General features: G+C 72.9%; 14 protein-coding genes. 10 read left to right on the top strand and 4 right to left on the bottom strand.

Annotated features, from left to right (window positions below):
- Nucleotides 1-39 precede the first annotated feature (39 nt).
- A complete protein-coding gene (locus tag ACGFZP_RS23830) occupies nt 40-780 on the top strand; it encodes a leucine-rich repeat domain-containing protein (RefSeq protein WP_392936401.1) in 741 nt (246 codons plus the stop codon).
- Between the two features lie 85 nt (nt 781-865).
- Here ACGFZP_RS23830 and ACGFZP_RS23825 read toward each other — a convergent pair whose 3' ends face one another.
- Nucleotides 866-1,720 carry a patatin-like phospholipase family protein gene (locus tag ACGFZP_RS23825; RefSeq protein WP_392936399.1) on the bottom strand — a complete coding sequence of 285 codons (855 nt, stop codon included), beginning with the start codon at nt 1,718-1,720 and terminating at the stop codon, nt 866-868.
- An 82-nt stretch (nt 1,721-1,802) separates the two neighbouring features.
- On the opposite strand from ACGFZP_RS23825, the gene ACGFZP_RS23820 reads away from it, so the two are divergent.
- Both ACGFZP_RS23820 and thrS read left to right on the top strand, forming a co-directional pair.
- Nucleotides 1,803-2,363: a TetR/AcrR family transcriptional regulator gene (locus ACGFZP_RS23820; protein ID WP_392936396.1), complete on the top strand. Its 561-nt coding sequence runs from the start codon at nt 1,803-1,805 to the stop codon at nt 2,361-2,363.
- 235 nt (nt 2,364-2,598) lie between these two features.
- On the top strand, nt 2,599-3,891 hold the full coding sequence (gene thrS / locus ACGFZP_RS23815) for a threonine--tRNA ligase (RefSeq protein WP_392936394.1): 1,293 nt from the start codon (nt 2,599-2,601) through the stop codon (nt 3,889-3,891).
- A gap of 89 nt (nt 3,892-3,980) precedes the next feature.
- On the opposite strand, the gene ACGFZP_RS23810 is transcribed toward thrS, so the two are convergent.
- Nucleotides 3,981-4,589, bottom strand: coding sequence for a C40 family peptidase (locus tag ACGFZP_RS23810; protein WP_392936391.1), 609 nt, complete (start codon nt 4,587-4,589; stop codon nt 3,981-3,983).
- Between the two features lie 145 nt (nt 4,590-4,734).
- Complete coding sequence (locus tag ACGFZP_RS23805) at nt 4,735-5,226, bottom strand: MarR family winged helix-turn-helix transcriptional regulator (protein WP_392936388.1); 492 nt, start codon at nt 5,224-5,226, stop codon at nt 4,735-4,737.
- 101 nt (nt 5,227-5,327) lie between these two features.
- Here ACGFZP_RS23805 and ACGFZP_RS23800 point away from each other — a divergent pair, with 101 nt between their 5' ends.
- The 6 genes from ACGFZP_RS23800 (at nt 5,328) to ACGFZP_RS23775 (ending at nt 20,929) form a co-directional block, all read left to right on the top strand.
- Nucleotides 5,328-6,575 carry an alpha/beta hydrolase gene (locus tag ACGFZP_RS23800; RefSeq protein WP_392936386.1) on the top strand — a complete coding sequence of 416 codons (1,248 nt, stop codon included), beginning with the start codon at nt 5,328-5,330 and terminating at the stop codon, nt 6,573-6,575.
- Nucleotides 6,576-6,947: 372 nt separating this feature from the next.
- On the top strand, nt 6,948-8,480 hold the full coding sequence (locus tag ACGFZP_RS23795; protein WP_392936383.1) for a class I adenylate-forming enzyme family protein: 1,533 nt from the start codon (nt 6,948-6,950) through the stop codon (nt 8,478-8,480).
- A gap of 137 nt (nt 8,481-8,617) precedes the next feature.
- Complete coding sequence (locus ACGFZP_RS23790; protein WP_392936380.1) at nt 8,618-11,785, top strand: amino acid adenylation domain-containing protein; 3,168 nt, start codon at nt 8,618-8,620, stop codon at nt 11,783-11,785.
- Nucleotides 11,782-12,132 (top strand): acyl carrier protein, encoded by a 351-nt coding sequence (locus ACGFZP_RS23785; protein WP_392936378.1) that lies wholly within the window; start codon nt 11,782-11,784, stop codon nt 12,130-12,132. The genes ACGFZP_RS23790 and ACGFZP_RS23785 overlap by 4 nt, the downstream gene beginning before the upstream one ends.
- Complete coding sequence (locus tag ACGFZP_RS23780; RefSeq protein WP_392936375.1) at nt 12,129-17,699, top strand: amino acid adenylation domain-containing protein; 5,571 nt, start codon at nt 12,129-12,131, stop codon at nt 17,697-17,699. Before ACGFZP_RS23785 ends, ACGFZP_RS23780 begins: the two co-directional genes overlap by 4 nt.
- Nucleotides 17,700-17,734: 35 nt before the next feature.
- Entirely contained in the window at nt 17,735-20,929 is a 3,195-nt protein-coding gene (locus ACGFZP_RS23775; RefSeq protein ID WP_392936372.1) for an amino acid adenylation domain-containing protein, read from the top strand.
- A 92-nt stretch (nt 20,930-21,021) separates the two neighbouring features.
- Here ACGFZP_RS23775 and ACGFZP_RS23770 read toward each other — a convergent pair whose 3' ends face one another.
- Nucleotides 21,022-22,413 (bottom strand): condensation domain-containing protein, encoded by a 1,392-nt coding sequence (locus ACGFZP_RS23770; protein WP_392936369.1) that lies wholly within the window; start codon nt 22,411-22,413, stop codon nt 21,022-21,024.
- Between the two features lie 191 nt (nt 22,414-22,604).
- On the opposite strand from ACGFZP_RS23770, the gene ACGFZP_RS23765 reads away from it, so the two are divergent.
- The gene (locus tag ACGFZP_RS23765) at nt 22,605-23,321 is read left to right on the top strand and encodes a ScbR family autoregulator-binding transcription factor (RefSeq protein WP_392936366.1); all 717 of its coding nucleotides are present in this window, start codon (nt 22,605-22,607) and stop codon (nt 23,319-23,321) included.
- The last annotated feature ends 519 nt before the right edge of the window (nt 23,322-23,840 follow it).

Raw genomic sequence — 23,840 nt, 5'->3', positions numbered from 1 at the left:
CAGGCGGGCCCGGCCCGGCGGCTGCGGGAGAATGCGGGCATGCAACGGACACCCGACCCGACGGACCCGACCCTCAACCTCTGGCGGCAGCAGCTCGGTTCCGTCCCCGGCACCGTCTGGGACCGCACCGACCTACGGGTGCTCATCCTGGCCGACACCGGGATCAGCGAACTGCCGCCCGCCATCGGGAGGTTGCGGCGACTGCGCACCCTCGACCTCGGTCACAACGCGCTCACCGCCGTACCGGAGGAACTCGGCGAGCTCACCGGGCTCAGCGACTTCCTCTACCTGCACGACAACGCGCTGACCACCCTGCCGGAGGCGATCGGCCGACTCACCGCACTGCGCTACCTCAACGTCGGCGAGAACCGGCTCACCGAACTCCCCGACGCGCTCGGCGAGATGACCGGGCTGGTCGAACTGCGCGCCCAGCACAACCGGCTCACGGCGCTGCCCGGCCCGCTCGGCGGGCTCACCGCGCTGCGCGAACTGTGGCTGCGCGGCAACGCCCTCACCGCACTGCCGCCCTCCACCGCCGCGCTCACCGGGCTGCGCGAGCTGGAGCTGCGCGACAACGCCTTCACCGAGATCCCCGGGGTACTGGCCCGACTCCCGCTGCTGCGGCGGCTGGACCTGCGGAGCAACCGGATCACCGGGCTCCCGGACTGGCTGGCCGACCTGCCCGCGCTGGAGAAGCTCGACCTGCGCTGGAACGACGTGACGCCCGCCCCGAGGCTGCTCGCCGCCCTGGCGGAGCGCGGCTGCGTGGTCCTCCACTAGGGCTTGTCTCTGACAATTCGCGTCGCGTCAGCGCGCGGCGGGAATTGTCAGACAAGCCTAGGCCCTGTCCGGTCCTAGGCGGTGTCTAGGCCGTGTCGGATCCCGTCCTCCACGCGAGGCGGAGCTTCTCCGCGGCGTCGGCGGCCTGGCGAAGCCCCTCCTGGTAGGCCGGCGCCCAGGTCGCCCGGTCGTTCAGGTCCGAGCCGAACACGCGGATCGACGCCGGATCGGGCTCGATGGTCACCACCGTGTGCGCCGCGGCGACCGCCAGCTCCCGGTGGAGCAGATCGCGGGGGAACAGGTGCGCCTGCGGGTCGATCACGACGAGGGTGCGGGCTCCGGCCGCGAGGTCGGCGTTGGTCGCCGACTGCAGGGCGCCGTCCATGTACCGGCGGCCGTTGATGGTGATCGGCGGGTAAAGGCCGGGGAAGGCCGTGCTGGCCGCCACGGCGGAGGACAGCGGGGCGCCGCTCGCGCGGTCGAGGACCTCCTGCTCGCCGGTCTCGGTGTCCAGCACGGTGATGAGCAGCCTCCGGTCCGGCCACTCGTCGGTGCCGGCCAGGGCGCGCATCCGGGCGATGTGCGCCTGCTCGGGGCCGGTCTCGGCGGTGAGCGCGATCCGGCCCACTCGGCGCCGCGCCTCGGCCGGGTTCGAGGCGGCCTCGCCGAGCGCGGCGAACACCTCGCCCAGCCGGCGCCCGTCCACCCGCGGCGGGGTGATGCCGGAACCGGCGGGGCGCACCGGGGCGGCGAGCCGGTCAGGGTCCTGGCCGGTGGCCAGCAGTGCGGCGAGGATCGCGCCGGCCGAGGTGCCGACGAACAGATCGGCCTCGCCGAGATCCACCCCGTCACGGCGCAGTCCGCCGGCGAGTCCGGCCATCCAGGCCGTGCCGACGAGACCTCCGGCGCCCAGTGCGAGCGCCCGGTCGAGTGCGTGCATGACTGTTCCCTCCCGTTGTTGAAACAGTCGTACCATATACTGATGCGGGCTCAGATTCGCAGCACCGAGAGGATGATCCACCGTGGGGCGACCACCAGATCCCGCCCGGCGGGAGCGCACGCTGGCGCGGGCGACCGACTACGTACTGGCGCACGGCCTGGCCGGGTTGAGCCTGCGGCCGCTGGCTGCGGCCCTCGACACCAGCCCGCGGATGCTGCTCTACGACTTCGGCAGCAAGCAGGAGCTGGTGGCCGCCGTGCTCGCCGAGGCCCGCCGCCGCGGTGCGGCGCGGTTGGCCGACAACCTCCCGTCGGAGGCGGCCTGCCCGGAGGCCCGCCTGCGCGGCATCTGGGCCTGGATCAGCGCACCGGAGCGCACCCCGTACGTCCGACTGATCTTCGAGGTGCACGCCGACGGCCTGGCGCACCCCGAGAACTACCCGGACCAGGCCGAGGCGATCACGGACTGGTTCACCACCCTCGGCGCCGCCTCCCGCGACGTCGCCGCCGACCCCGACGGCACGGTCACCCCCACGCTGGTCATGGCTGTCCTCCGGGGCCTGCTGTTCGACCTCACGACCACCGGCGACCGCCACCGCGCCGACCGAGCCCTGGACCGCTTCTGCGAACTCCTCCGGCACTGAGTGACGACCGGCGATCCCGGCGGGCCACCGCCGGAGGGCCCGGGCCGGCCGTAATTCCGTGGCGTGGTCATACGAGGCCCTGTTACCGTCGGGGCATGAAGCGCGCTGCAGTCGTCACGACGACGCCGGAGAGAGTCCCGGCGCGCTGACTTCTGTCGTAGTCGAAAGCCCCGGGGCGAGTGCCCCGGGGCTTCGTCGTGCCGGTCACTCGCCCGTTGCCCGAGTGGAGACCGCCATGACCGCCCAGCCTTCCCACGCCGCCCGCCCTTCCCGTCCCTCCCCGTCGGCTGCGCCCTCGCCGCCCGACCACCGCCGACTCGGCCGTGAGCTCGACCTGTTCGACACCGACCCGCTGATCGGCTCCGGACTGCCGTACTGGCTGCCCGACGGCGCCGCCGTGCGGCACGCGCTGGAGGAGTTCATCCGCGGCAGCGAGCAGCGGGCGGGCTACCGGCACGTGTACTCGCCGGTGCTCGGCAAGCGGGAGCTGTACGAGATCTCGGGCCACTGGTCGCACTACCAGGACGACATGTTCCCGCCGATGGAAGTCGGCGGCGAGGAGCTCGTCCTGCGGCCCAGCCTCTGTCCGCACCACGCCCTGATCTACCGCTCCCGCGCCCGCAGCTACCGGGAACTGCCGTTTCGCATGGCCGAGTTGGGTGGCATGTACCGCTCCGAGCGGTCCGGGGTGCTCGGCGGGCTCACCAGGGTCCGGGCGATCCAGCTGAACGACGCGCACGTCTTCTGCACCCCGGAGCAGGCCGGGGACGAGGCGGTGGCCGCGCTGGAGCTGATCCGCGAGGCGCACCGGGTGCTCGGCATCCGCCCGGTCCGCTACCGGCTGTCGCTGCCCGGTGCGGGCGGCAAGTACGTGGCCGACCCGGCGCTCTGGGAGCGCGCCACCGCGCTGCTGGTCGAGGTGCTGGAGCGGTCCGGGGTGCCGTACGAGGCGGCCGAAGGGGAGGCGGCGTTCTACGGGCCCAAGATCGATGTCCAGATCGCCGATGCCGCCGGGCGCGAGTCGACCCTGTCGACCGTGCAGATCGACTACCACCAGCCGGAGCGGTTCGGACTGCAGTACATCGGAGCGGACGGCGCCAAACACCGGCCCGTGATGGTCCACCGCAGTGTGATCGGCAGCGTCGAGCGGGTCGTCGCCCACCTCATCGAGCTGTACGGCGGCGCCTTCCCCGGCTGGCTCGCGCCCACCCAGGTCGTCCTGCTGCCGCTGGCCGAGGAGCAGGTGGCGCAGGCCGAGGCGCTGCGCCGGCGCTGTCTCGAAAGGGGACTGCGGGTGGAGCTCGCCGGGCCAGAGCAGGGCAGCCTCGGGGCCAGGATCAGGGCCGCCCGGCTGGTGCCCTACCAGGCGGTGATCGGTCCGAAGGAGGCCGCGGACGACCTGGTGGCCCTGCGGCTGCGCGACGGCCGGCGACTCGCCCCGCTGCCGGCCGACGAGGCGGTGGCCCGGATCGGGGCCCTCGTCGACGGGTACGCCGCCGGTCTGTGGGAGGGCGACGCCGTCGGGTAGGGGCCGCCCGCCGCCCGCACCGCCCGCTGCCCGCACCGCCCGCCGCCGCCTGCGTCCGGCGCCGGCTGGTGCGGGCGGCCGGGTCGGCGTCAGGCGCTCGGGGAGGGGCGCCGGGCTCCTGCGAACTCCTCGGCCCAGCGCGGGATTTCGAGCACGCGCTCGACCCGGGCGACCAGCGTTCCGGTCCGCTCGGCGTGGATCATGGCGCCGTCGCCCGCGTGGATCCCGACGTGGTGCAGGGGTGCGTCGGGGCGGGAGAAGAACAGCAGGTCGCCGGGGAGCAGCTCGTCGGGCGGCACGGCGGCGGAGCGGTGGTACTGCGCGACGGTGTAGTGCGCGAGTTCCACCGCCCCGCCGCTGGCCCGGTACCAGCAGTACAGCGCCAGGCCGCTGCAGTCGAAGCCGACCGTGCTCTCGCCGAGGCACCGGCCGTCGAGGTAGCCGTTCTCCTCGTCGCAGAAGCCGAGGCTGGGCCCCAGCCGGTCGCCGCCGCCCCACGCGTACGGGGTGCCGATCTGTGCGGCCGCGAGCTCGGCGACCCGGCGCCCCAGCGGGTCGGCGGGCTCCCCGGACCGGGTGGCCGCTGCGGACCCGGCCGACCCGGCTGCTGCTGCGGGCCCGGCGGCGATGGCGGGGCCGAGGCCCGCGCCCAGGGCCAGGCCGAGCACCCGGCGGCGCTTCATGCTGCGATCCGGCAAGGACATTCCCATGCCAACCCCCTGAATTCCGGTGAAGCACCAGGATCCCGGCGCGAGGTGCCCGCCCGCCATCCCCCGCACCGGTGAACCGGTGGTGCCTCGGGCGACGGTGCGCGCCCGCGCGGGACGGGGTGGTGAGGACCGGTCAGAGCCCGTCGTAGATCCCGGCGAGTCCGCGCAGCACGGTCGAGACCGCGTCGACGGTGGCATCGTCGAGCCCGGCCACCAGGCGTTCCAGGTCCGTGACGAGTGCCTGCTGGCGCTGGAGGTGGCGTTCGAGTCCGGCCGGGGTGAGGGTGACCAGCACCGAGCGGCGGTCGTGGGCCGGTCGCTCGCGGGTGACGTAGCCGGCCTCCACCAGTCCGTTGACCAGCTGGGTCGCCGCTGCCGCGGTGGTCTCCGTCCCGGCCGCGAGCCGGCTGACGGGCAGCGCGCCCTCCTCGGCCAGGACGCGCAGCGCCCGGGCGTGGGTCAGGGAGAGCGCCCCGGGGGCGCGGGTGGCGCGGCCGCGCAGGCGGGAGTCCGCGGCGCTGAGGCTGTAGGCGGCGCGGGCGAGCGTGTCGAGTGCGGCGGCGCGGTCGGGCCCGGACGGGCCTGGTCGGCCGGGCTCCGGCCGGGCGGCTGGGGATTCGGTCATGGGGTGATCCTCTCCTGCGGGGAGCGGGGTTGACGGCACCCAAAGTATCAGTACTTAATGATTAAGCACTTAGCAATCACCTCCGAAACGGAGAGCACCTGATGACCGTCCGATCGAACGGGCAGAGCTGGATCCTGGACATCGCCCTCGCGCAGGGCGGCTTCGACGCCCTGCATCCGCAGGCCAAGGGCACCATGGAGCAGCTCGGCCACGACCACACCGACTTCGACAAGGTGTTCGCGCTGGTCCGCAGCGGTGCCATGCTCCCCAAGGCCTGGGCCACCGTCGCGGCGCAGGCCGAGCAGCGGGCCGCCCACCACGAGCGCGAGGGCTTCGGTCGCACCGCCGCCGACCTCTACCAGCGGGCCGCCGTGATGTGGGGCCGCGCCCAGTACTCCGTCTTCGACGCGGCCGACCCGCGCAAGGCGGCCCTTCGCGAGCGGACCAACCACTGTGTGGCGCGGCTCGGTGAGCTCCGCGGCCACCGGGTCCGCCGGGTGGTGCTGGACTTCGAGGGCCGGCACCTCTACGCCCTGCTCCACCTGCCGTCCGGGCCGATCGAGAACGCCTCCGCCGTCATCCTCGGGCCGGGGATGGACATGATCAAGGAGGACTACATCTACGCCGCCGAGCGCTACTACACCTCGCGGGGCATGGTGGCGCTCTCCATCGAGGGCCCGGGCCAGGGGGAGTCCCGCGCCAACGGGCTGACCGTTGACCTCACCAACTACGAGCGGGCGGTGAGCCGTTACATCGACTACCTGGCCGGGATCCCGGAGGTCGACCCGCAGCGGATCGGCATGTTCGGCATCAGCATGAGCGGCTACTGGGGCATGCGGGCGGCCGCCACCGATGTGCGGCTCGCCGCGCTGGCGACCTTCGAGGGCGTCACCGGCGACTTCGGGACGATCTTCCAGCGGGCGCAGCCGACCTTCAAGCGCAACTTCATGTTCATGGCCGGGTACACCGACGAGGCCGCGTTCGACCGGGAGTTGGGCGACCTGCTGCCGCTGGGCGAGCTGGTCGGCCGGGTCGACTGCCCGGTCCTGGTGGGGATCGGGGAGTTCGACGAGCTGACGCAGCTGGAGCAGGCGCTGGCCGGCTACGAGCTGATTCGGGCACCCAAGGAGATGCGGGTCTACGAGGGCGAGTTCCACCCGCTGGGCGGGGTCGCGGCCGAGGTGTTCCGCTTCGGCGCCGAGTGGCTGGAGCGCGCGCTGGCGGGCGAGCTCGCCGAGCCCGGTCGCGACGCCCGGTACTACGTCCACGCCGACGGCGGGACCACGGACGGCACCGCCAACCCCGACTGGTGGCTCGGCGCGGACCCGGTGGCGGCGCTGGGCCGGTGACCGCGGCCGTGCGGCCCGGCCCGTCCGCCCTCGCGGCAGGCGGGCCGGGCCGCACCCCGTTTGGATCCGTGGGCTCGGCCCACCCCCGGGTCGGCGAACCGCGGCCGGTGTCGGGCGCGGGAGTCTGCAGGGCCCCTTCGGAGATCGGGTCCGATGTGGCCGAATGCCGACGTGGTACGGCATGTGTGGTGCCGTCCGGTTTCTCCGCGTGTCGCGGCGGACCGCCGATGTGACCACCTCGTGGGAGATCTCCGCAGATCCTTGACCCTCGGAGTTGGTCTATGCCAATCTCTCAGCCAGGTCTGGACCAATACCCCATCGAGAGGTGTTAGGGGCTGACCTGAAGGAGCAACGGGGAGAGTGTCAAGTTCCATGCGCGGAGCCACATTTGGCGAATCCGCGAAAGACTCCGAGCGGGCGGTCGGCCGTACGGTCCATGGCCTGCTGGAACTCAGGTCGGCTGTCCAGCCCGACCGTACCGCGATCAGTACCGATGACGGACAACAGTTGACCTTCGCCCGGTGGCAGGCCGCGGCGACCGCCGCGGCCACCGCCCTGGTGCGGCGCGGAATCCGGCCGGGCGACCGGATCGGCCTGCTCTTCGGACTGCGCGACTGGCCCGAATTCGCCGTTCACTACTGCGCGGTGACCAGGGCGGGGGCGGTGGCGGTCCCGATCTCGGACCGCCAGCCGGCCGAGGCCGTCGGCTACGTCCTCGACCACTGCGGAGCGGCGGGCCTGATCGCCGGGCCGTCCGCGTCCGCCCCCGCCGGGCCCTGGTGGACGGCCGATCCGGCCCGGCTGGCCGCCGAGGCCGCCGAACTTGCTGATCAGGCCCTGCAGTTGCCCGAGGTGTCCGCCGACAGCCTGGCCCAGGTGCTGTACACCTCGGGTACCACCGGGCGCCCCAAAGGTGTCCTGGCCACCCACGGCAATGTCGTGCACGGCACCCGGCCGACCGCCAAACACCGGCCGCTGACCCACTCGGAGGAGTTCCTGCACTCCTTCGCGGTCGGCACCAACGCCGGCCAGACCATGCTGATCAACGCCCTCGACGCGCACCCGGCCGCCCTGGTGGCCACCCGGTTCACCCCGGGCCGGTTCGCCCGGCTGATCCAACAGCGCTCGGTGGGCAGCGTGTTCGTCGTCCCGGCGATGGCCGCCGAACTGCTCAACGCAGGCGTGCACACCCGCTTCGACCTGTCCTCGGTAAGGCTGCTCGGCTCGACCGCCGCAGCCCTGCCCCCCACCGTGGCCACCGCACTCGGCACGGCGTTCCCGAACGCCACGGTGGTCAACTACTACACCTCCACCGAGGCCGCGCCCGCGCAGACCGCGATGATCTACGACCCGGACCGTCCGACCGCACTCGGTCTGGCCGCCCGGGGCTCGGTCATGGTGGCCGGCCCGGACGGCCGCCCGCTGCCGCCGGGGGAGACCGGCGACGTCCATCTGAGGTCCCCCGGCGCCCAGCGCGCCTACTACCGGGACGCCGAGGCCAGCGCGGCGGTCTTCCGCACCGGCTGGGTCCGGATGGGTGACGTCGGATACCTCGACGAGGACGGCTACCTGCACCTGGTGGACCGCGAGTCCGACGTCATCAAGTCCGGTGCGTTCAAGGTCTCCACGCTCCAGGTGGAGGCGGCCGCGCTGGAGCACCCGGCGGTCGCCGAGGTGGCCGTCGTCGGACTGCCGCACCCCGTGCTCGGGATGAGCGTCGGGGCGGCCGTCGTCCCCGCGCCCGGCACCGCGTTCGACCCGGCCGAGCTGCGGGCCTTCCTCGCCGCGCGGCTGGCCGCGCACGAGATCCCCGCCCGGATCGTCACCCTGGACGTCCTGCCCCGCAACGAGGGCGGCAAGCCGCTGAAGCGCGCCGTCCGCGAACGGCTCACCGACCCGGCCTGACGCCGGGCCCCTCGTCCTCAACTCCTCACTCCTGCCACGTATGTGCCGTCACCGGTGCCTGCGCATCCGCGCACCGGGCGCTCCGCCGAGTGCGGACGCCCTGCCCCGGTACGTCCCGACCCTGAAGCGAGCTGTCGATGCCTGACCACGCCGCCAACCCGGGCACCCCGGAACCGAACGCCGTCACCGCCGGCCTCCCGCAGCAGGGAGTCTGGCTGACCGAGCGCCTCGGAGCCGCCCGCACCAGCTACCACATGCCGCTGCGGATCACCTTCGAGAAGGTCGACACCGCTGCCCTCGGCGCCGCCTGCACCGCACTGGCCGAGCGCCACCCGGCACTCGGCGCGGTCCTCGTCGAGCGCGACGGATCCCTCGAACTGCGATCCTCGGGAGCGGAGTTCAAGGTCACCGAGGTCGACGCCGGGACGTCCGGACCGGACGGCCTGACCAAGCTGATCGCCGAGGAGGCCGCCCGGCCGTTCGCGCTGGACGCCGGTCCGCTCGCCCGGTTCACGCTCTACCACGGAGCGGGCGGCGGCGCGGACCTGCTGGTCGTCGTCCACCACGCCGTCTTCGACGGCATGTCCAAGGACATCCTGGTCGCCGACCTGGCCGCCGCGTACAACGCCCTGGCGGCGGGCCGCCCCGTACCGGCCGGCCCGGACCGCGGGACGCCCGGCTACCCGGTCGCGCCCGCGCCCGCCGCGGAGTTGGTGCAGGAGGCCGCCGACTGGTTCGGCCCGCGCTGGTCGGACTCCGCCGACGTCCTGCTGCCCGGTGTCCGCCGGACCGCCCAGGGCGCGGGCGCCGGCGAGGCCGTCACCCGCGAGCTCGACCCGGTGGCGCTCGGCCGGGCGGCCCGCGCCTGTGGCGTCACCACCTTCGAGTTCCTGCTCGCCGGCGTCCACGCCCTGCTCCACCGCTACGGCAACGCGGACACCCCGGTGGCCGTCGCCCTCTCCACCCGCACCGACGAACTCGCGGGCGAGATCGGCCTGTTCGTCAACGAGCTGCCGCACCACGCACCGCCGGCCGCCGAACCCGGCACCGGCTTCGCACAGTTCGCCGCCGAGGTGCGAAGGACCCTGCGGGAGCTGTACCGGTTCCGCACCGTGCCGTTCGGCGCCGCCGTCGGCGGGCTCACCCCCCGGGTCGGCCTCACCCCCGTCTCCTTCGGCTACCGCCGTCGCGCCCTGGCACCGGAGTTCACCGGCACGAACGCCCGGGTCGACTGGATGCTCTTCAACCGGACCGCCCGCAACACCCTGCACCTCCAGGTGGTCGAGGCCGCCGACGAGTGCGTGCTCAGCCTGCAGTACGACCCCTCGGTGCTCGCCCCCGACGCCGCCCAGCGCATCGCGGCGCAGTTCGACACCCTGCTCGCCGCCGCCATCGCGGACCCGGGCACCGCCGTCGACGCGCTGCCGCTGCTGGACGCCGCCGAGCTCCACCTGGTCACCGAGGCCTGGAACGACACGGGCCAGGAGTATCCGTCCGACCGCACCGTCCTCGACCTCTTCGACGCGCGGGCCGAGACCACCCCCGGCGCCGTCGCCGTCACGGCCGCCGACGGCGTCCTCACCTACGGCGAACTGCAGGACGAGTCACGGGCGTTGGCCGGGCGACTGGCCGCCCTGGGCGTCGGCCCGGGCGACCTGGTCGCGCTGCACCTGAAGCGCACCTCCCGACTGCCGGTCGCCCTGCTCGCCGTGCTCCGCACCGGCGCCGGCTACCTGCCGCTGGATCCGGGCTACCCGGCCGAGCGGCTGGCCTTCGTGCTCGCCGACTCCGGCGCCGCGCTGCTGCTCGCCGACGGCGGGCTCGGCGAGGAGGTGGCCGCGGCCGCCCCGGAGGTGCTGCGTCTGGACGAACAGGCGTGCCGGACGGGCGAGACGGGCCAGCCGGTTCAGCTGGGCCAGCCGGTGCCGGCCGCCCTCACCGCTCCCGGGCCGGAGGACCGCGCGTACGTGCTGTACACCTCCGGTTCGACGGGGCGGCCGAAGGGGGTGGCGGTCGGGCACCGGGCGTTGGTGAATCTGTTGACGTCCTTTGCGGATCGGTTGGGTTGTGGTCCGGGGTGTGTGTGGTTGGGGTTGACGTCGCTGTCGTTCGACATCTCCGGGCTGGAGTTGTTCCTGCCGTTGGTGACGGGTGGGCGGTTGGTGGTGGCGGGGGACGGTCTGGCGGTGGACGGTCCGGGGTTGTGCGGGTTGGTCGCGGCGGAGGGTGTGACCCATGTGCAGGCGACGCCGTCGGGTTGGCGGGTGGTGCTGGCCGGGGCGGCGGCGGGCGCCGAGGCGCGGGCCGGGGCCGGGGTGTTGTCGTCGGTGGTGGGGCTGGTGGGCGGGGAGGCGTTGGCCTTGCCGCTGGCCCGTGAGTTGCGGGCGGTGACGGCGCGGTTGTTCAACGTGTACGGGCCGACGGAGACGACGGTGTGGTCGACGTGTGCGGAGGTGGTGGTGGATGCGGTGTCGGTGGGTATCGGCCGTCCGATCGCCAATACGCGGGCGTATGTGCTGGACGGGTTCGGTCGTCCGCTGCCGGTCGGGGTGGCGGGGGAGTTGTACCTGGGCGGGGACGGGGTGGCCGAGGGGTATCTGGGCCGGCCGGAGCTGACCGCGGAGCGTTTCGTGGTGGATCCGTTCGGCCCGTCGGGTGCGCGGTTGTACCGCACGGGGGATCTGGTGTCCTGGACGGCGGGTGGTGAGCTGGAGTTCCACGGTCGGATGGACGGCCAGGTGAAGATCCGCGGGCACCGGATCGAGCTCGGCGAGATCGAGTCGGCGCTGCTGGAGCACCCGGCCGTCGCCGAGGCCGCCGTCGCCGTCGACCTGGACGCGACGGGCGAACCACGGCTGGTCGGCTACGTCGTCCCTGCGGACGCCTCCGCCGAGGCGTCCGCAGGCGAGCTGCGCGAACACCTGCTGCGGACCCTGCCCGGTTTCATGGTGCCGCAGCTCTTCGTGCCGCTCGCAGCCATGCCGCTGACCCCCAACGGCAAGCTCGACCGCCGCGCACTGCCGGCCCCGCCCGCGGTCGAACCGGCCGCTGCCGACGCCGCCGTGGCCGCCGACGCCTCCGGCGACCCGGTGGAGGCCGAGCTGTGCGCGATCTGCTCCGAGGTGCTCGGCCTGCCGGACGTCGGCGTGGACGAGGACCTCTTCGACCTCGGCGCGCACTCGCTGAGGTTCATCCAGATCGCCGCCCGGATCCGCAAGTCCTTCGGCGTGGACGTCGACTTCGACGTCTTCTTCGACACCCCCAGCGTGGCCGGCATCGCCGAGGCCGTGAAGGAGCAGCTGTGACCGACCACGTGATCGACCGGACCACCGACCGGACGAGCGACCGGACGACTGACCGGACGAGCGACCGCCCACCGGCCGTCGGTGGCCTGCCCGCCGTCCTCGCCGCGATCGTCGCCGACGCCAGCGACGGCGCCCTCACCGCCGCCGAGCTGCTGGCCGCCGCAGACACCCCGTTCGTCGCCCTCGGCATCGGATCGCTCGCCCAACTACGCCTGGTGGACGCCGTGGAGACGAGGTACGAGGTCTTCCTCGACCTCGACGGCGGAGGCGACTTCCTACGCAGCCTCGGCGCACTCGCCGAGCACCTGGTGACCGAGCACGGCGTGACTCCGGAGGATGCGGCATGAGCGGGACCCAGACCGGCACGGCCGGCCTTTCCGACGCCAGGCGTGCCCTGCTGGCCCAGCGGTTGCGTGGTGCTGCTGCGCCGGCGCGGGTGGTGGAGCCGAGGGCGGCGGGTGTGGTGCCGCCGTTGTCGAGCGGGCAGGAGCGGTTGTGGTTCATGGAGCAGTTCGCGCCGGGTGGTTCGGCGTATGCGCTGGCGCCGGCGCGGAGGTTGCGGGGGCCGTTGGACCGGGTGGCGTTGGACGGGGCGCTGGCGGATCTGGTGGCGCGGCACGAGGGTCTGCGGATGGTGTTCCCGACCTCGGAGGACGGGGTGGCGCGGGTCGTGGTCGCGGATCCGGGGCCGTTCGCGGTGCGGTTCGTGGATGCGGCGGGCGAGGCGGATCCGCAGGGGTGTGCGGCGCGGGAGGTCGGTGCGCTGGTCGGGGAGCCGTTCGACCTGGGTGCGGGTCCGTTGCTGCGGGCGCTGCTGGTGCGGATCGGGGAGGAGGACCACGTCCTGGCGCTGGTGATGCACCACATCATCTGCGACGGCTGGTCGGTGGACGTGCTGAACCGCGAGCTGGACGCGCTCTACGCCCAGCACGCCCACGGCACTCCGGCGGAACTCCCGGTGCTGGAGGTTCAGTTCGGCGACTACGCGGCCTGGCAGCGGACCCGCCTGGACGGCGGAGCGCTCGCCGCCGACCGGGACTACTGGCGGACGGCCCTCGACGCCGTCCCCGCGCTGGACCTGCCCACCGACCGCCCCCGCCCCCCGGTCCTCACCTTCGAGGGGGCGGCCCACGGCTTCCGCTGGTCCCGCCAACTGACCGACCGGATCGGCGAGGTGGCGCGGGCCTACGGCGCTTCCACCTACATGACCGTGCTGGCGGGCTTCCAGGTGCTGCTCTCCCGGCACAGCGGCCAGCAGGACTTCGCGATCGGCTCGCCCGTCGCGGGTCGGTTGCACCGTGAACTGGAGGGTGTGGTCGGTGCGTTCGTGAACATGCTGCCGATCCGGGCGCGGTTGGAGGGGGATCCGACCTTCGGTCAGCTGTTGAGCCGGGTGCGGGAGTCGACGCTGGACGCGTTCGCGCACCAGGAGGTGCCGTTCGAGCAGATCGTGGCGGATCTGGAGGTGGAGCGGGACGTCAGCCGCTCGGCGGTGTTCCAGGTGACCTTCGCGTTCCAGAACTACGGCGACCGGACCGCTGTCGGCGCGGTCGACGCCCTGGAGTCGGAGGTCTTCGGCTACGCCGCGACGACCACGCACTTCGACCTCGCCCTCTACCTCACCGAACAGGAGGACGGGCTGTCGGGCCTGTTCACCTATCGCTCGGACCTGTTCGACGAGCACACGATCGAGCGGCTGGCGGAGCGCTTCGAGCTGCTTATGACTGCGGCTCTCGCGGATCCTTCGGTGGTGGTGTCGCGGTTGCCGTTGGTGACGGGGGCGGAGCGGGTGGCGGTGTTGGAGGAGTGGGCGGTCGGTGGGGTGTTGCCGGCTGGTGGGGGGACGTTGACGGGGTTGTTGGCGCGGGCGGCGGCTGGTTCGCCGGGGGCGCCGGCGTTGGTGTTCGGTGATCGGGTGGTGTCGTACGGGGAGTTGGAGGGTCGGGCGAACGGGTTGGCGCGGCGGTTGCGGGCGCTGGGGGTGGGGCGTGACGACCGGGTGGCGGTGTGTCTGGAGCAGTCGCCGGAGCTGGCGGTGTCGTTGGTGGGGGTGTTGAAGGCGGGGGGTGCGTATCTGCCGTTGGATCCGGAGCAGCCGGCGGTGCGGTTGGGCCGGCTGGTGGCGGATGCGGGGGCGCGGGTGCTGGTGACGGATGCGGTGCTGCGTCCGTTGTTCGGGGGGTTCGGGGGGGAGGTGCTGCTGGTCGACGGGCCGGGTCCGGTGGTGGAGGAGGGGCCGCTTGAGGAGGTGTCGGGGCCGGGGGATCTGGCGTATGTGATCTATACGTCGGGTTCGACGGGGGTGCCGAAGGGGGTGGCGGTCCAGCATCGTGAGGTCGTGAACTATCTGGCGGGTGTGGGGGAGCGGTTGGGGGTGGTGGCGGGGGCGTCGTTCGGGTTGTTGCAGTCGTTGTCGTTCGATTTCAGTATCACGATGCTGTATCTGGCGTTGACGACGGGTGGGCGGGTGCATCTGCTGCCGCGGCGGATCGCGGGGGTGGAGCTGGCGGGGGAGTTGGAGCGGGCGGGGATCGATTATCTGAAGATGACGCCGTCGCATCTGGCGGCGTTGTCGGCGGATGTGGCGGTGGAGCGGTTGCTGCCGCGGCGGGCGCTGGTGCTGGGGGGTGAGGCGTCGTCGTGGGCGTGGGCGCGGGAGTTGGCGTCGGTGGGCGGGTGCCGGGTGTTCAACCATTACGGGCCGACCGAGGCGACGGTGGGTGTGAGTGTGTTCGAGGTGGCCGCGGGGGATTCGGGGGCTTCGGGGGGTTCGGGGTCGGGGAGTACGCCGATCGGTTCGCCGTTGGCGGGGGCGCGGTGTTATGTGCTGGACGGTGGGATGGAGCCGGTTCCGCCGGGTGTGGCGGGTGAGTTGTATGTGGGCGGGGAGCGGTTGGCGCGGGGGTATCTGGGGCGGCCGGATCTGACGGCGGAGCGTTTCGTTGAGGATCCGTTCGGTGGGCCGGGGGAGCGGTTGTACCGGACGGGGGATGTGGCGCGGTGGCGTGCGGGCGGGGTGCTGGAGTACCTGGGGCGGGGGGACGACCAGGTCAAGGTGCGGGGTTACCGGGTGGAGCCGGGGGAGGTCGAGGCGGCGCTGGCGGAGCTGCCGGGGGTGGTGCAGGCGGTGGTCCTCGCGCGTGGTGAGGGTGTGAGGCAGAACCTCGTCGCCTACCTGGAGCGTCCGGGGGAGGTGGAGCCGCTGGTGCCTGCGGAGGTGCGGGCCCGGCTGCTGGAGGTGCTGCCGGACTACATGGTCCCGGCGCGCTACGTCTCGCTGGAGCGTTTCCCGTTGCAGGCGCACGGCAAGGTCGACCGCAGGGCGCTGCCGGAGCCGGAGGAGGCCCGCTCGCAGACCGGGTACGTCGAGCCGGGGACGCCGCAGGAGGTGTTGATCGCCGGGATGTGGGCGGATCTGCTGGATCTGCCGCAGGTCGGGGCGCTGGACGACTTCTTCGAGCTCGGGGGCCATTCTCTGCTGGCGACGCAGGTGGTGGCGCGGCTGCGGCGGGCGTTCCCGGAATTGCCGGTGCCGGTGGGGGTGATGGACCTGTTCCGGCACCCGACGGTGCGGGCGCTGGCGGCGCTGGTGAGCGATCCGGCGGCGGATCGCGGCCCGCGCCGGCTGCTGCACCGCCTCACCCCGCCGCGCACCCGGACCACCGCGAGTGTGGTGTGTGCGCCGTACGGCGGGGGCAGCGCGTTGATCTACAAGCCGTTGGCGGACGCGCTGCCCGAGGACTGGGAACTGCACTCGATCGCGGTCCCGGGGCACGAACTGGGCGAGGAGGCGCTGGGGATCGAGGAGGTCGCCGCCCTGTGCGCACGGGAGATCGTGGAGGAAGTGCCGGGCCGGCTTGTGCTGTACGGCCACTGCGGGGTGGGAGTGCGGTTGGCAGTGGAGATCGCACGGCTGGTGGAGGCCGCGGGACGGGAAGTCGAGGCCGTCCATCTGGGAGGGATCTTCCCGTTCGCACGTCCCCAGGGGCGGGGCGCGGCGGTGGGGGAGTGGTTCGCGGAACTGGCGGACCGGTGGCGCAGCGACCAGGGAATGGTCAACGCACTGGCAGCGGCAGGCCTGGACACCGACGAGGTGGAAGCAGAACAACTGCGGCTGATCGTGCACAACCGGCGAGTGGGGACAAAGGAAGCGGAACGCTACTTCACGGAGCTGTTCGCGAGCCAGGGCGGGACGATCGCTGCGCCGGTGATCGCGGTGTGCGGGGATCGGGATCCGGCGACGCAGTTCTATCAGGAGCGGTTCCGTGAGTGGCATCGGATCACCGGGACGGCGGCGGTCGTGGTGCTGGACGAGGCGGGGCATTTCTATCTGAAGTACCGGGCGCAGGAGTTGGCGGACATCGTGACGGGTGTCCACCGTTCGATCGCGGCGGGGACGGAGTCGGTCCACCACCGTCGTGAGGACTCCACCTGGTGGCTGGAGGACGTCTCCCGCAACCACGCGGCCGAGACCGAGGAGAGCGCCGAGCCCTCCGAGCCCTCCCCGGCGGCGAAGCCCGCCCGGGCGGTCAAGCGGGCCGAGGTCCGCCCCACGATGGGCCGCTTCCTCACCGTCGCCTCCGGGCAGCAGGTGTCGATGATCGGCTCGGCGCTCACCGAGTTCGCCCTCCCGATCTGGATCTACCTCAAGACCGGCTCGCTGGCCCACTTCGGCCTGCTCGCCGCCTTTGCCCTGGTCCCCGGGATCCTGGTGGCCCCACTGGCCGGGGCCGTGGTCGACCGGGGCGATCGCCGCCGGATCATGCTCTACGGCGACATCGCGGCCGGCGTCACCCAAGCGGCCATGCTGGTCCTGGCACTCACCGACCGCCTGGAGGTCTGGAACGTCTACCTGCTGATCTCCGTACTCTCCACCGCGCTCACCTTCCAGCGCTTCGCCTGGGGTTCGGCGGTGCCGCAGCTGGTGCCCAAGCGCTACCTCGGGCGTGCCAACGGCGTGGTCCAGATGGCCTTCGGCTTCGCCCAGTTCCTCGTCCCGCTGTTCGCCGTGAGCCTGCTCGACGCGATCGGCCTGCGAGGCATCCTGGCCTTCGACGTGGCCAGCTACGTCTTCGCGGTCGCCGTCGTGGCCCTGGTCAGGTTCCCGAAGGCGATGGGCTGGCGACGGCGCGAGTCGGTGACCGCCGAGATCCGGGCCGGCTTCCGACTGTCGCTCGGCAGCAGGCACTTCCGGGCGATGCTGGTCTTCTTCGCGGTGCTGAACATCTTCCTCTCCCCGCTGTTCCTGCTCACCACCCCGCTGGTGCTCTCCTTCAGCGATCTCTCCGCCACCGGGTGGGTCGCGATGGGCGGCGGCGCGGGGGCCGTCCTCGGCGGATTGACCCTGCTGGTCTGGGGCGGACCCCGGCACCTGCGGCTGCGCGGAGTCCTGCTCTCCACGCTCGCCCTCGCCGCCGCCTGCCTGGTGACCGGTCTGCGGCCGACCCTGCCGCTGGTCGCCCTGGGCGCCTTCGGCATGGCCTTCGGGCTGGCGCTGGTGAACGGTGTGTACGCCACGATCATCCAGACCAAGGTGCCGCTGCGCTTCCACGGCCGGGTGATCGCCGTGAACACCATGGTCGCCTGGTCCACCCTGCCGATCGGCTTCGCCGTGGTGGCACCCTTCGGACCGAAGCTGCTCCAGCCGCTGATGGACGGCGACGGCGCGCTCGCCGACACCGTCGGCCGGTTCATCGGCACCGGCGACGGACGCGGCATCGGCCTGCTCTACCTGCTTCTGGGCCTGGCCATGGCCGTACTCGCCGTGGTCGCCATGCGGGTGCCGGTACTGGCCCGCTTCGACCGCGAGGTGCCCGACGCGGCGTCGGACGACCTGGTCGGACTGGAGACCCTGCAAGCCCGGATGGCCCCTGCCGGCCGTGCGGCCACGACCACCACCCGAGGTGCCGAGTGAACAGCCCCGCCCCCGAACGCCGTTACCCCCTCACGGTGGACCAGCGCCGACTCTGGTTCCTCCAGCAGCTCGATCCCTCGGACGCCAGCTACAACATGTACCTGGCCCAGCGCTGGCGCGGCCCGCTGTCCCTGCCCGCGCTGAACACCGCGCTGAACCGACTGATCGCCCGGCACGAGGTGCTGCGTACCCGCTTCGAGCTGGTCGACGAGGAGCCTCTGCAACTCGTCGACCCGCCGGTCGCGCTCGCCATCGAGGAGATCGACCTGCCGATCGCTCCGGGCACCGACCCGGCCGCCGTCGAGCGGACCGTCGCGGCCGCCGCGGGTGAGCGTGTCAACGCCCCCTTCGACCTGGCCACCGGTCCGCTGCTGCGGCCCACCGTGTACCGGCTCGGCCCGGACGACCAGGTGTTCTGCCTGGTGCTGCACCACATCGTCTCCGACGGTTGGTCCGCCAGGATGATGTGGGAGGAACTGCTTGCCTCCTACCGCGCCGAGCTGGCCGGCACTCCTGCCGGACTCGCCGAGCCGCGGCTCCAGTTCGGCGACTTCGCGGTCGCCGAGCAGGAGCGGATGGCCGGTCCGGACGGTGAGCGGGACTTCGAGTACTGGAGCGGCAAGCTCGCCGGGATCTCCCCGCTGATCCTGCCCACCGACCGCCCCCGACCGCGCAGGCCGGCCCACCGGGCCACCTTCGGCGTCGCCCGCCTGGACGGCGAACTCACCGCGGGCATCGAGCGGTTGGCCCGCCAGGAGCGCTGCACGCCGTTCATGGTGCTGCTGGCCGCCTACCAGATCCTGCTCGGGCACTGGTCGGGTCAGCAGGACTTCGCCGTCGGCACCCCGGTCGCAGGGCGCAACGAGGTGGAACACGAGTCGCTGCTGGGCTACTTCAGCAAGACCGCGGTGATCCGCGCCGACCTGTCCGGCGCACCTGACTTCCGGACGGTGCTGCGGCGGGTGCGCTCCGCCGCGATGGGCGCCTTCGGCCACCAGGACGTCCCGGTGGAGCGTCTCGTGGCCGAGCTCGGGCTGCCGCGCGAGCGCCACCGCCCGCCGCTGTTCCAGACCCTCTTCGTCCTGCAGAGCCAGAACGAAGTCCCGGCGGCCGAGGCCGGTCCGATGCTGCCCGCCGGGGTCACCCTGGAGGCGGTCGACGCCGGTTACACCCAGGCCAAGTTCGACATCCTGCTCGACATCTGGCGGGACGGCGACGGCATGCTCGCCTCGTTCTGCCTGGACGACGAGCTGTTCGAGCGGAGCACGGTGGACGCGACCGCCGCGCGCTACCGCGAACTGCTGACCCGGGTCGTCGCCGACCCGCTGCAGCCCGTGGAGGGCGGACACCTGCTCGGCGCGGCCGAACGGGAGCGGCTGCTCGCCCTGGGCACCGGGCCGTCGCTGCCGGCCGAGCCGCCGACCGCGCTGCAGCTCTTCGCCGCCGCCGCGGCCGCCCAACCGAACGCGGTGGCCCTGGAGTTCGGCGCTGAGACGCTCTCGTACCGCGAGCTGGACCGCCGGTCCTCGCTGCTGGCCGAGCAGTTGGGGGACGAGAGCGGCCGGTTGGTGGCCGTCCGGATCGAGCCCTCCTTCGATCTGGTCACCGCGCTGCTGGCGATCTGGAAGGCCGGCGCCGCCTACCTCCCGCTCGACCCGGCGTATCCGGCGGAGCGGCAGCGGTTCATCCTCGCCGACGGCGGTGCCCGGCTGCTGTTGACCACCGAGGCGGAGCGTCCCGAGGCCGCCGCCTCGGTCTCGGGGGTGTCGGTGGTCGGCGTGCCCGCAAGCTGGCCGGACGGCCCGCCGGCCTGGGCGTCCGACGCGGTGGCGCCGTTCCCGGTGGGCGACCGCACGGCCCCCGCCTATCTGCTCTACACCTCGGGCTCCACCGGCGTTCCCAAGGGCGTGCTGGTCGACCACGAGGCCCTGGCCGCCCGGGTGCACTGGATGGCGGGCCCGGACGGGTACGCGCTGCAACCCGCCGACCGGGTCGTCCAGTTCGCCTCGATCGGCTTCGACACCCACGCCGAGGAGCTCTGGCCCGCCCTCGCGACCGGCGCCCGCTGTGTGCTGCTGCCCGGCGGCGGCCGGATGCTGCCGGACTTCCTGCGGACGGCCGCCGCGGCTGAGGTCACCGTGCTCGACCTGCCGACCGCCTACTGGAGCGAACTGGTAGACCTCGGTGAGGACTTGACCTGGCCGACGGCACTTCGCCTGGTCGTCCTCGGCGGCTCCGAGGCCCGTGCCCAGTCCGTCGCCGCCTGGCGGGCCCGGCACGGCGACAGCGTCCGGCTGGTCAACACCTATGGTCCGACCGAGGCCACCGTCATCGCCACCAGCACCGAACTCGGTGCCGCCGACACACAGGGGCGGCCGCCGCTGGGCCGCCCGCTGCCCGGCGTGCGGTGCTATGTGCTGGACGACCGGCTGGGCCTGGTCCCTGCCGGATTCGAGGGTGAACTCGTGCTGGGCGGAGCCGGGTTGGCCCTCGGGTACCACGGCCGCCCGGAGCTGACCGCGGAGCGGTTCCCGGCGGACCCATACGCCGGGGGCCGGATGTACCGGACCGGCGACCGGGCCCGCTGGCGCGCCGACGGGCAACTGGAGTTCCTCGGCCGGGCCGACGACCAGGTCAAGATCCGCGGCCACCGCATCGAGCCGGGGGAGGTCGAGGCCGCGCTGACCGGCCACCCGGCCGTCGCGCGCGCCGCCGTGGTGGTCCGCGACGGCAGCCGCCTGCTCGCCTACGTGGTGCCGCAGCCCGGCGCCGTCGCCGACCCGACGGCCCTGCGCGACCATCTCGCCGACCGGCTGCCGGCCTTCATGGTCCCGGCCGGGTTCGCCCTGGTCGAGGCCCTGCCGCTGACCGCCAACGGCAAGCTCGACACCGCCGCCCTGCCGGACGTCGCCCCCGAGGCGGTCGCCGCGGGCGTCCGCGAGTACCTCGCGCCGCGTACCGACGCCGAGTTGCTCATCGCCGAGATCTGGCAGGACGTCCTGGGCGTGGCGAAGGCCGGTGCGCTCGACGACTTCTTCGACCTCGGCGGGGACTCGCTGCTGGTCACCCGGGTCGCCGCGCGCATCCGGGCCGGCGCCCAGCTGGAGGTACAGGTCCGCGACGTCTTCGAGCGGCCGACTCTGGCCGCCCTGGCCGAGCGGGTCGAGGAGCTGCTGATCGCCGAGATCGAGGCGCTCAGCGACAGCGAGGTCGAGCAACTGCTCGACTAGGTACTGCTCGGCCCTTGGCGTGCACACCCGAAGGCTCCCGGCCCACCGCACGGTGGACCGGGAGCCTTCGGTGCTTCGCCGGTGAGCGGGGGTCAGCCCGCGGCGGCCACCACCCGCTCCTCTACCGCGCGGAGGAACGGCTCGACCTCGGCCGCCGGAACGTACCGGGTGTCCACCAGCAGGGTGGCGAAGGCCTCGCCGTCGCGGTGTGCCAGACCGAAGAAGAACTTGCAGTCCTGCCGGGCCCATCGTGACCGCCACCCGAAGCGGCCGGCCGGCATGCCGTCCAGGTCGGCCGGCTCCGGGGCGGCCGCCGCGGCTCCGGGGCCGGCCGGGCGGTCCGGCTCGCGGTGGTCGTTGAAGAGGGCGTTGAGGTCCATCTCCGCGCCCCGCCGCTTCTCCTCCGCCAGGACCGCCGCAGCGAGTGCCGTGGGGTCGTAGTGGCCGTGCCGCGAGGTCTGCATCTGGGCGCGCCAGGCCTGCTGTGCCGATTCGTCGAGCCCGCCCCCGTTCCCGGCCCCGCCTCCTTCCCCGGCCCCGGTGTCCAGCACCACGAGCCCGTTCTGGGCGAAGGCGCCGACCGCCGTCCGCTGGGCCTCGCTCACCCGGTTGCCCAGGATCACCTTCAGCGGCACCGCACCGACGCCGGTCCGCGCTCCCAGCTCCAGTCCGACGGCGGCCAGCACGACCGCGCTCGGGGACGTCCCGGTGCGGACCGCGGCCAGTCGGCTGGCCAGGTCCAGCCGGGGGCAGGCCAGTTCACCCTCCCACCAGCGCTCCGGCTCCGCGGGGCCGGTCTCCTCGGGCCACAGGGAGGCCGGTATCCCGGCGAGTTGGCGGGTCCAGAGCGCGATCGCGGCCTGGCTGCGGGCGGTCGCCTGCGGCCCGGCCTCGTACGCGGCCTGCTCCATCGGCTGCCGACCCGGCACCGGGGGCGGCAAGGTCCCGGGGCGGCGGCGCTGTTGGACCAGCAGGCGGCGCAGATCGTCCCGCACGACCTGGGCCCCGGTGCCGTCGGCGGCGATGTGGGCCATGGTGAGCGCCGCTGCGGCCACCAGGCCGTCCACGAGCAGGGCGCTGACCCGCAGGGGCAGTCCGTCCCCGAGCAGGTCGAAGCGGACCGCCCTGTCCTCGGCGGCGAGGCGTTCCACGGCGGCGGCGATCGGCTCGCCGGCCGTCGCCGCAACCGTCCGCACGGTGAGCGCCCCGTGGCCCTGGAGACGTTGCTCCAGCAGGCCGTCGGGCCTGGTGCGGTACATGGTGCGGAGCGAGCCGTGCCGTTCCAGCAGCGCCCTGAGCGCCGCCCCGAAGGCCTCCGGCTCCACCGGATGGCGCAGCTCCAGCGGCAGCGCGATGTTGAAGTAGTGGTCGTCGGGCGCATACCAGGAGATCGGCGCCCAGATCGTCCGCTGCCCCCAGGTCGCCGCCTCGATGCCCTCCGCCAGCCCCTCGAAGCGGATTTCCAGCCGTTCGTCGTCGTGCATCGGACTTCCCCCGTCTATCCACCATGGTCCAGACCAATACCGTGGCACCGGATCTTAGGGCCACGGCACCGGGCCGGGCTACGGCCGACGCATCCTGCGGATAAATACCATCTGGTCGGTTTCCATGGTGGTTTTTGTCACGCGGATAGACAGGGTCATGAGCTGGGAGGCGTTGTTAAGATACGGGGTGTTTGGTTTTGTTTCTCCGGTCGGTCGATGGGGTGGTCGTGGTGGTGCGGCAGGAGCGGGCGGTGCGGACGCGTCGGGTGATTCTGGAGGCGGCGGCGTCGGTTTTCGACGAGTTCGGTTACGAGGGTGCGACGATCGGTGAGGTGGTGTCGCGGGCCGGGGTGACCAGGGGCGCCGTGTACTTCCACTTCGCGTCCAAGCGGGAATTGGCCCAAGGGGTCGTCGAGGAGCAGTTCGCCCAGGAGGCGATTCCCGAACGGTCATGCAAGCTCCAGGAGTTCGTGGACACCGGGATGGTGGTGGCGCATTTGATGCCGCGCGACCCGTTGCTGTCGGCGGGGGCGCGGCTCTCCCTGGGCCAGGACGTCTTCGAGGATCTGGGTGGGGGCGCGATTCCGGGGTGGATCGCGCGCCTGGGGGGTTTGCTGGAGGAGGCGGGGGAGCGCGGTGAGCTGCTGCCGCACGTGGTCCCGGCCGACACGGCGTGGCTGGTGACGGCGGCCTGGACGGGTGTGCAGATCCAGTCGCAGAAGCTCTCGGGCCGCGCCGACCTGGAGCGGCGGATCTCCGCGATGTATCAGCACGTGATGCCGAGCGTGGCGGTGCCGGGGGTGCTGGCCTCCCTGGAGATGGGTGCGGACCGGGGCGCCCGGGTGCTCGCGGAGGTGGCCGCGGCGGGCGCGGCGGCCGGTGCGGCGGTCGGCGTGGTGGGCGTGTGAGCAGGGTGGCGGCCGGCTCCACCAGGGCGCGGTGGGGGGCGGGTTCGGCGCCCGGGCGGTAGCCGTCCGTCCGGTTTCTCGGCGCTGGGGCCGGGGGGTGCCCGCGCCTGGCGGCCGTCGGCGCGGTGGAGCCGGCCGTGCGTGCGGGGTGCGTCCGGTGGCCTTGGTGCGGTGGAGCCCGGGGCAGGTGCCCGCACCTTGATCGAAGCTGTTGGGGAAGTTCCGACCCGGTCCTTGGACCGGGTCTTTTGCGTGTCTGCTGCGGGTGGGGTGCCGCGGATCGGCCAGGATCGGATGATCGTTAAAAAAGACAGCCCGTTCGGTTTTGTATTGACAAACCGTCTGTCCTGTTTTTGAATCGAGGTAGATGCCTAGCCGGGTTGTGGAGGTGCTTGACCGGCGTCCGAGTGTGTCCGTGTCCCATGTCCGGTGTCCGTGTTCTCTGGGTTTGTTGTGATTGGGGTGGTGGTTGTGGAGGTTCGGGTGTTGGGGGCGTTGGGGGTTCGGGTGTGTGGGGTG

The sequence above is a fragment of the Kitasatospora sp. NPDC048239 genome (assembly GCF_043202015.1).
Classification (GTDB): Bacteria; Actinomycetota; Actinomycetes; order Streptomycetales; family Streptomycetaceae; genus Kitasatospora.
This window is presented reverse-complemented; position numbering and strand designations above follow the sequence as displayed.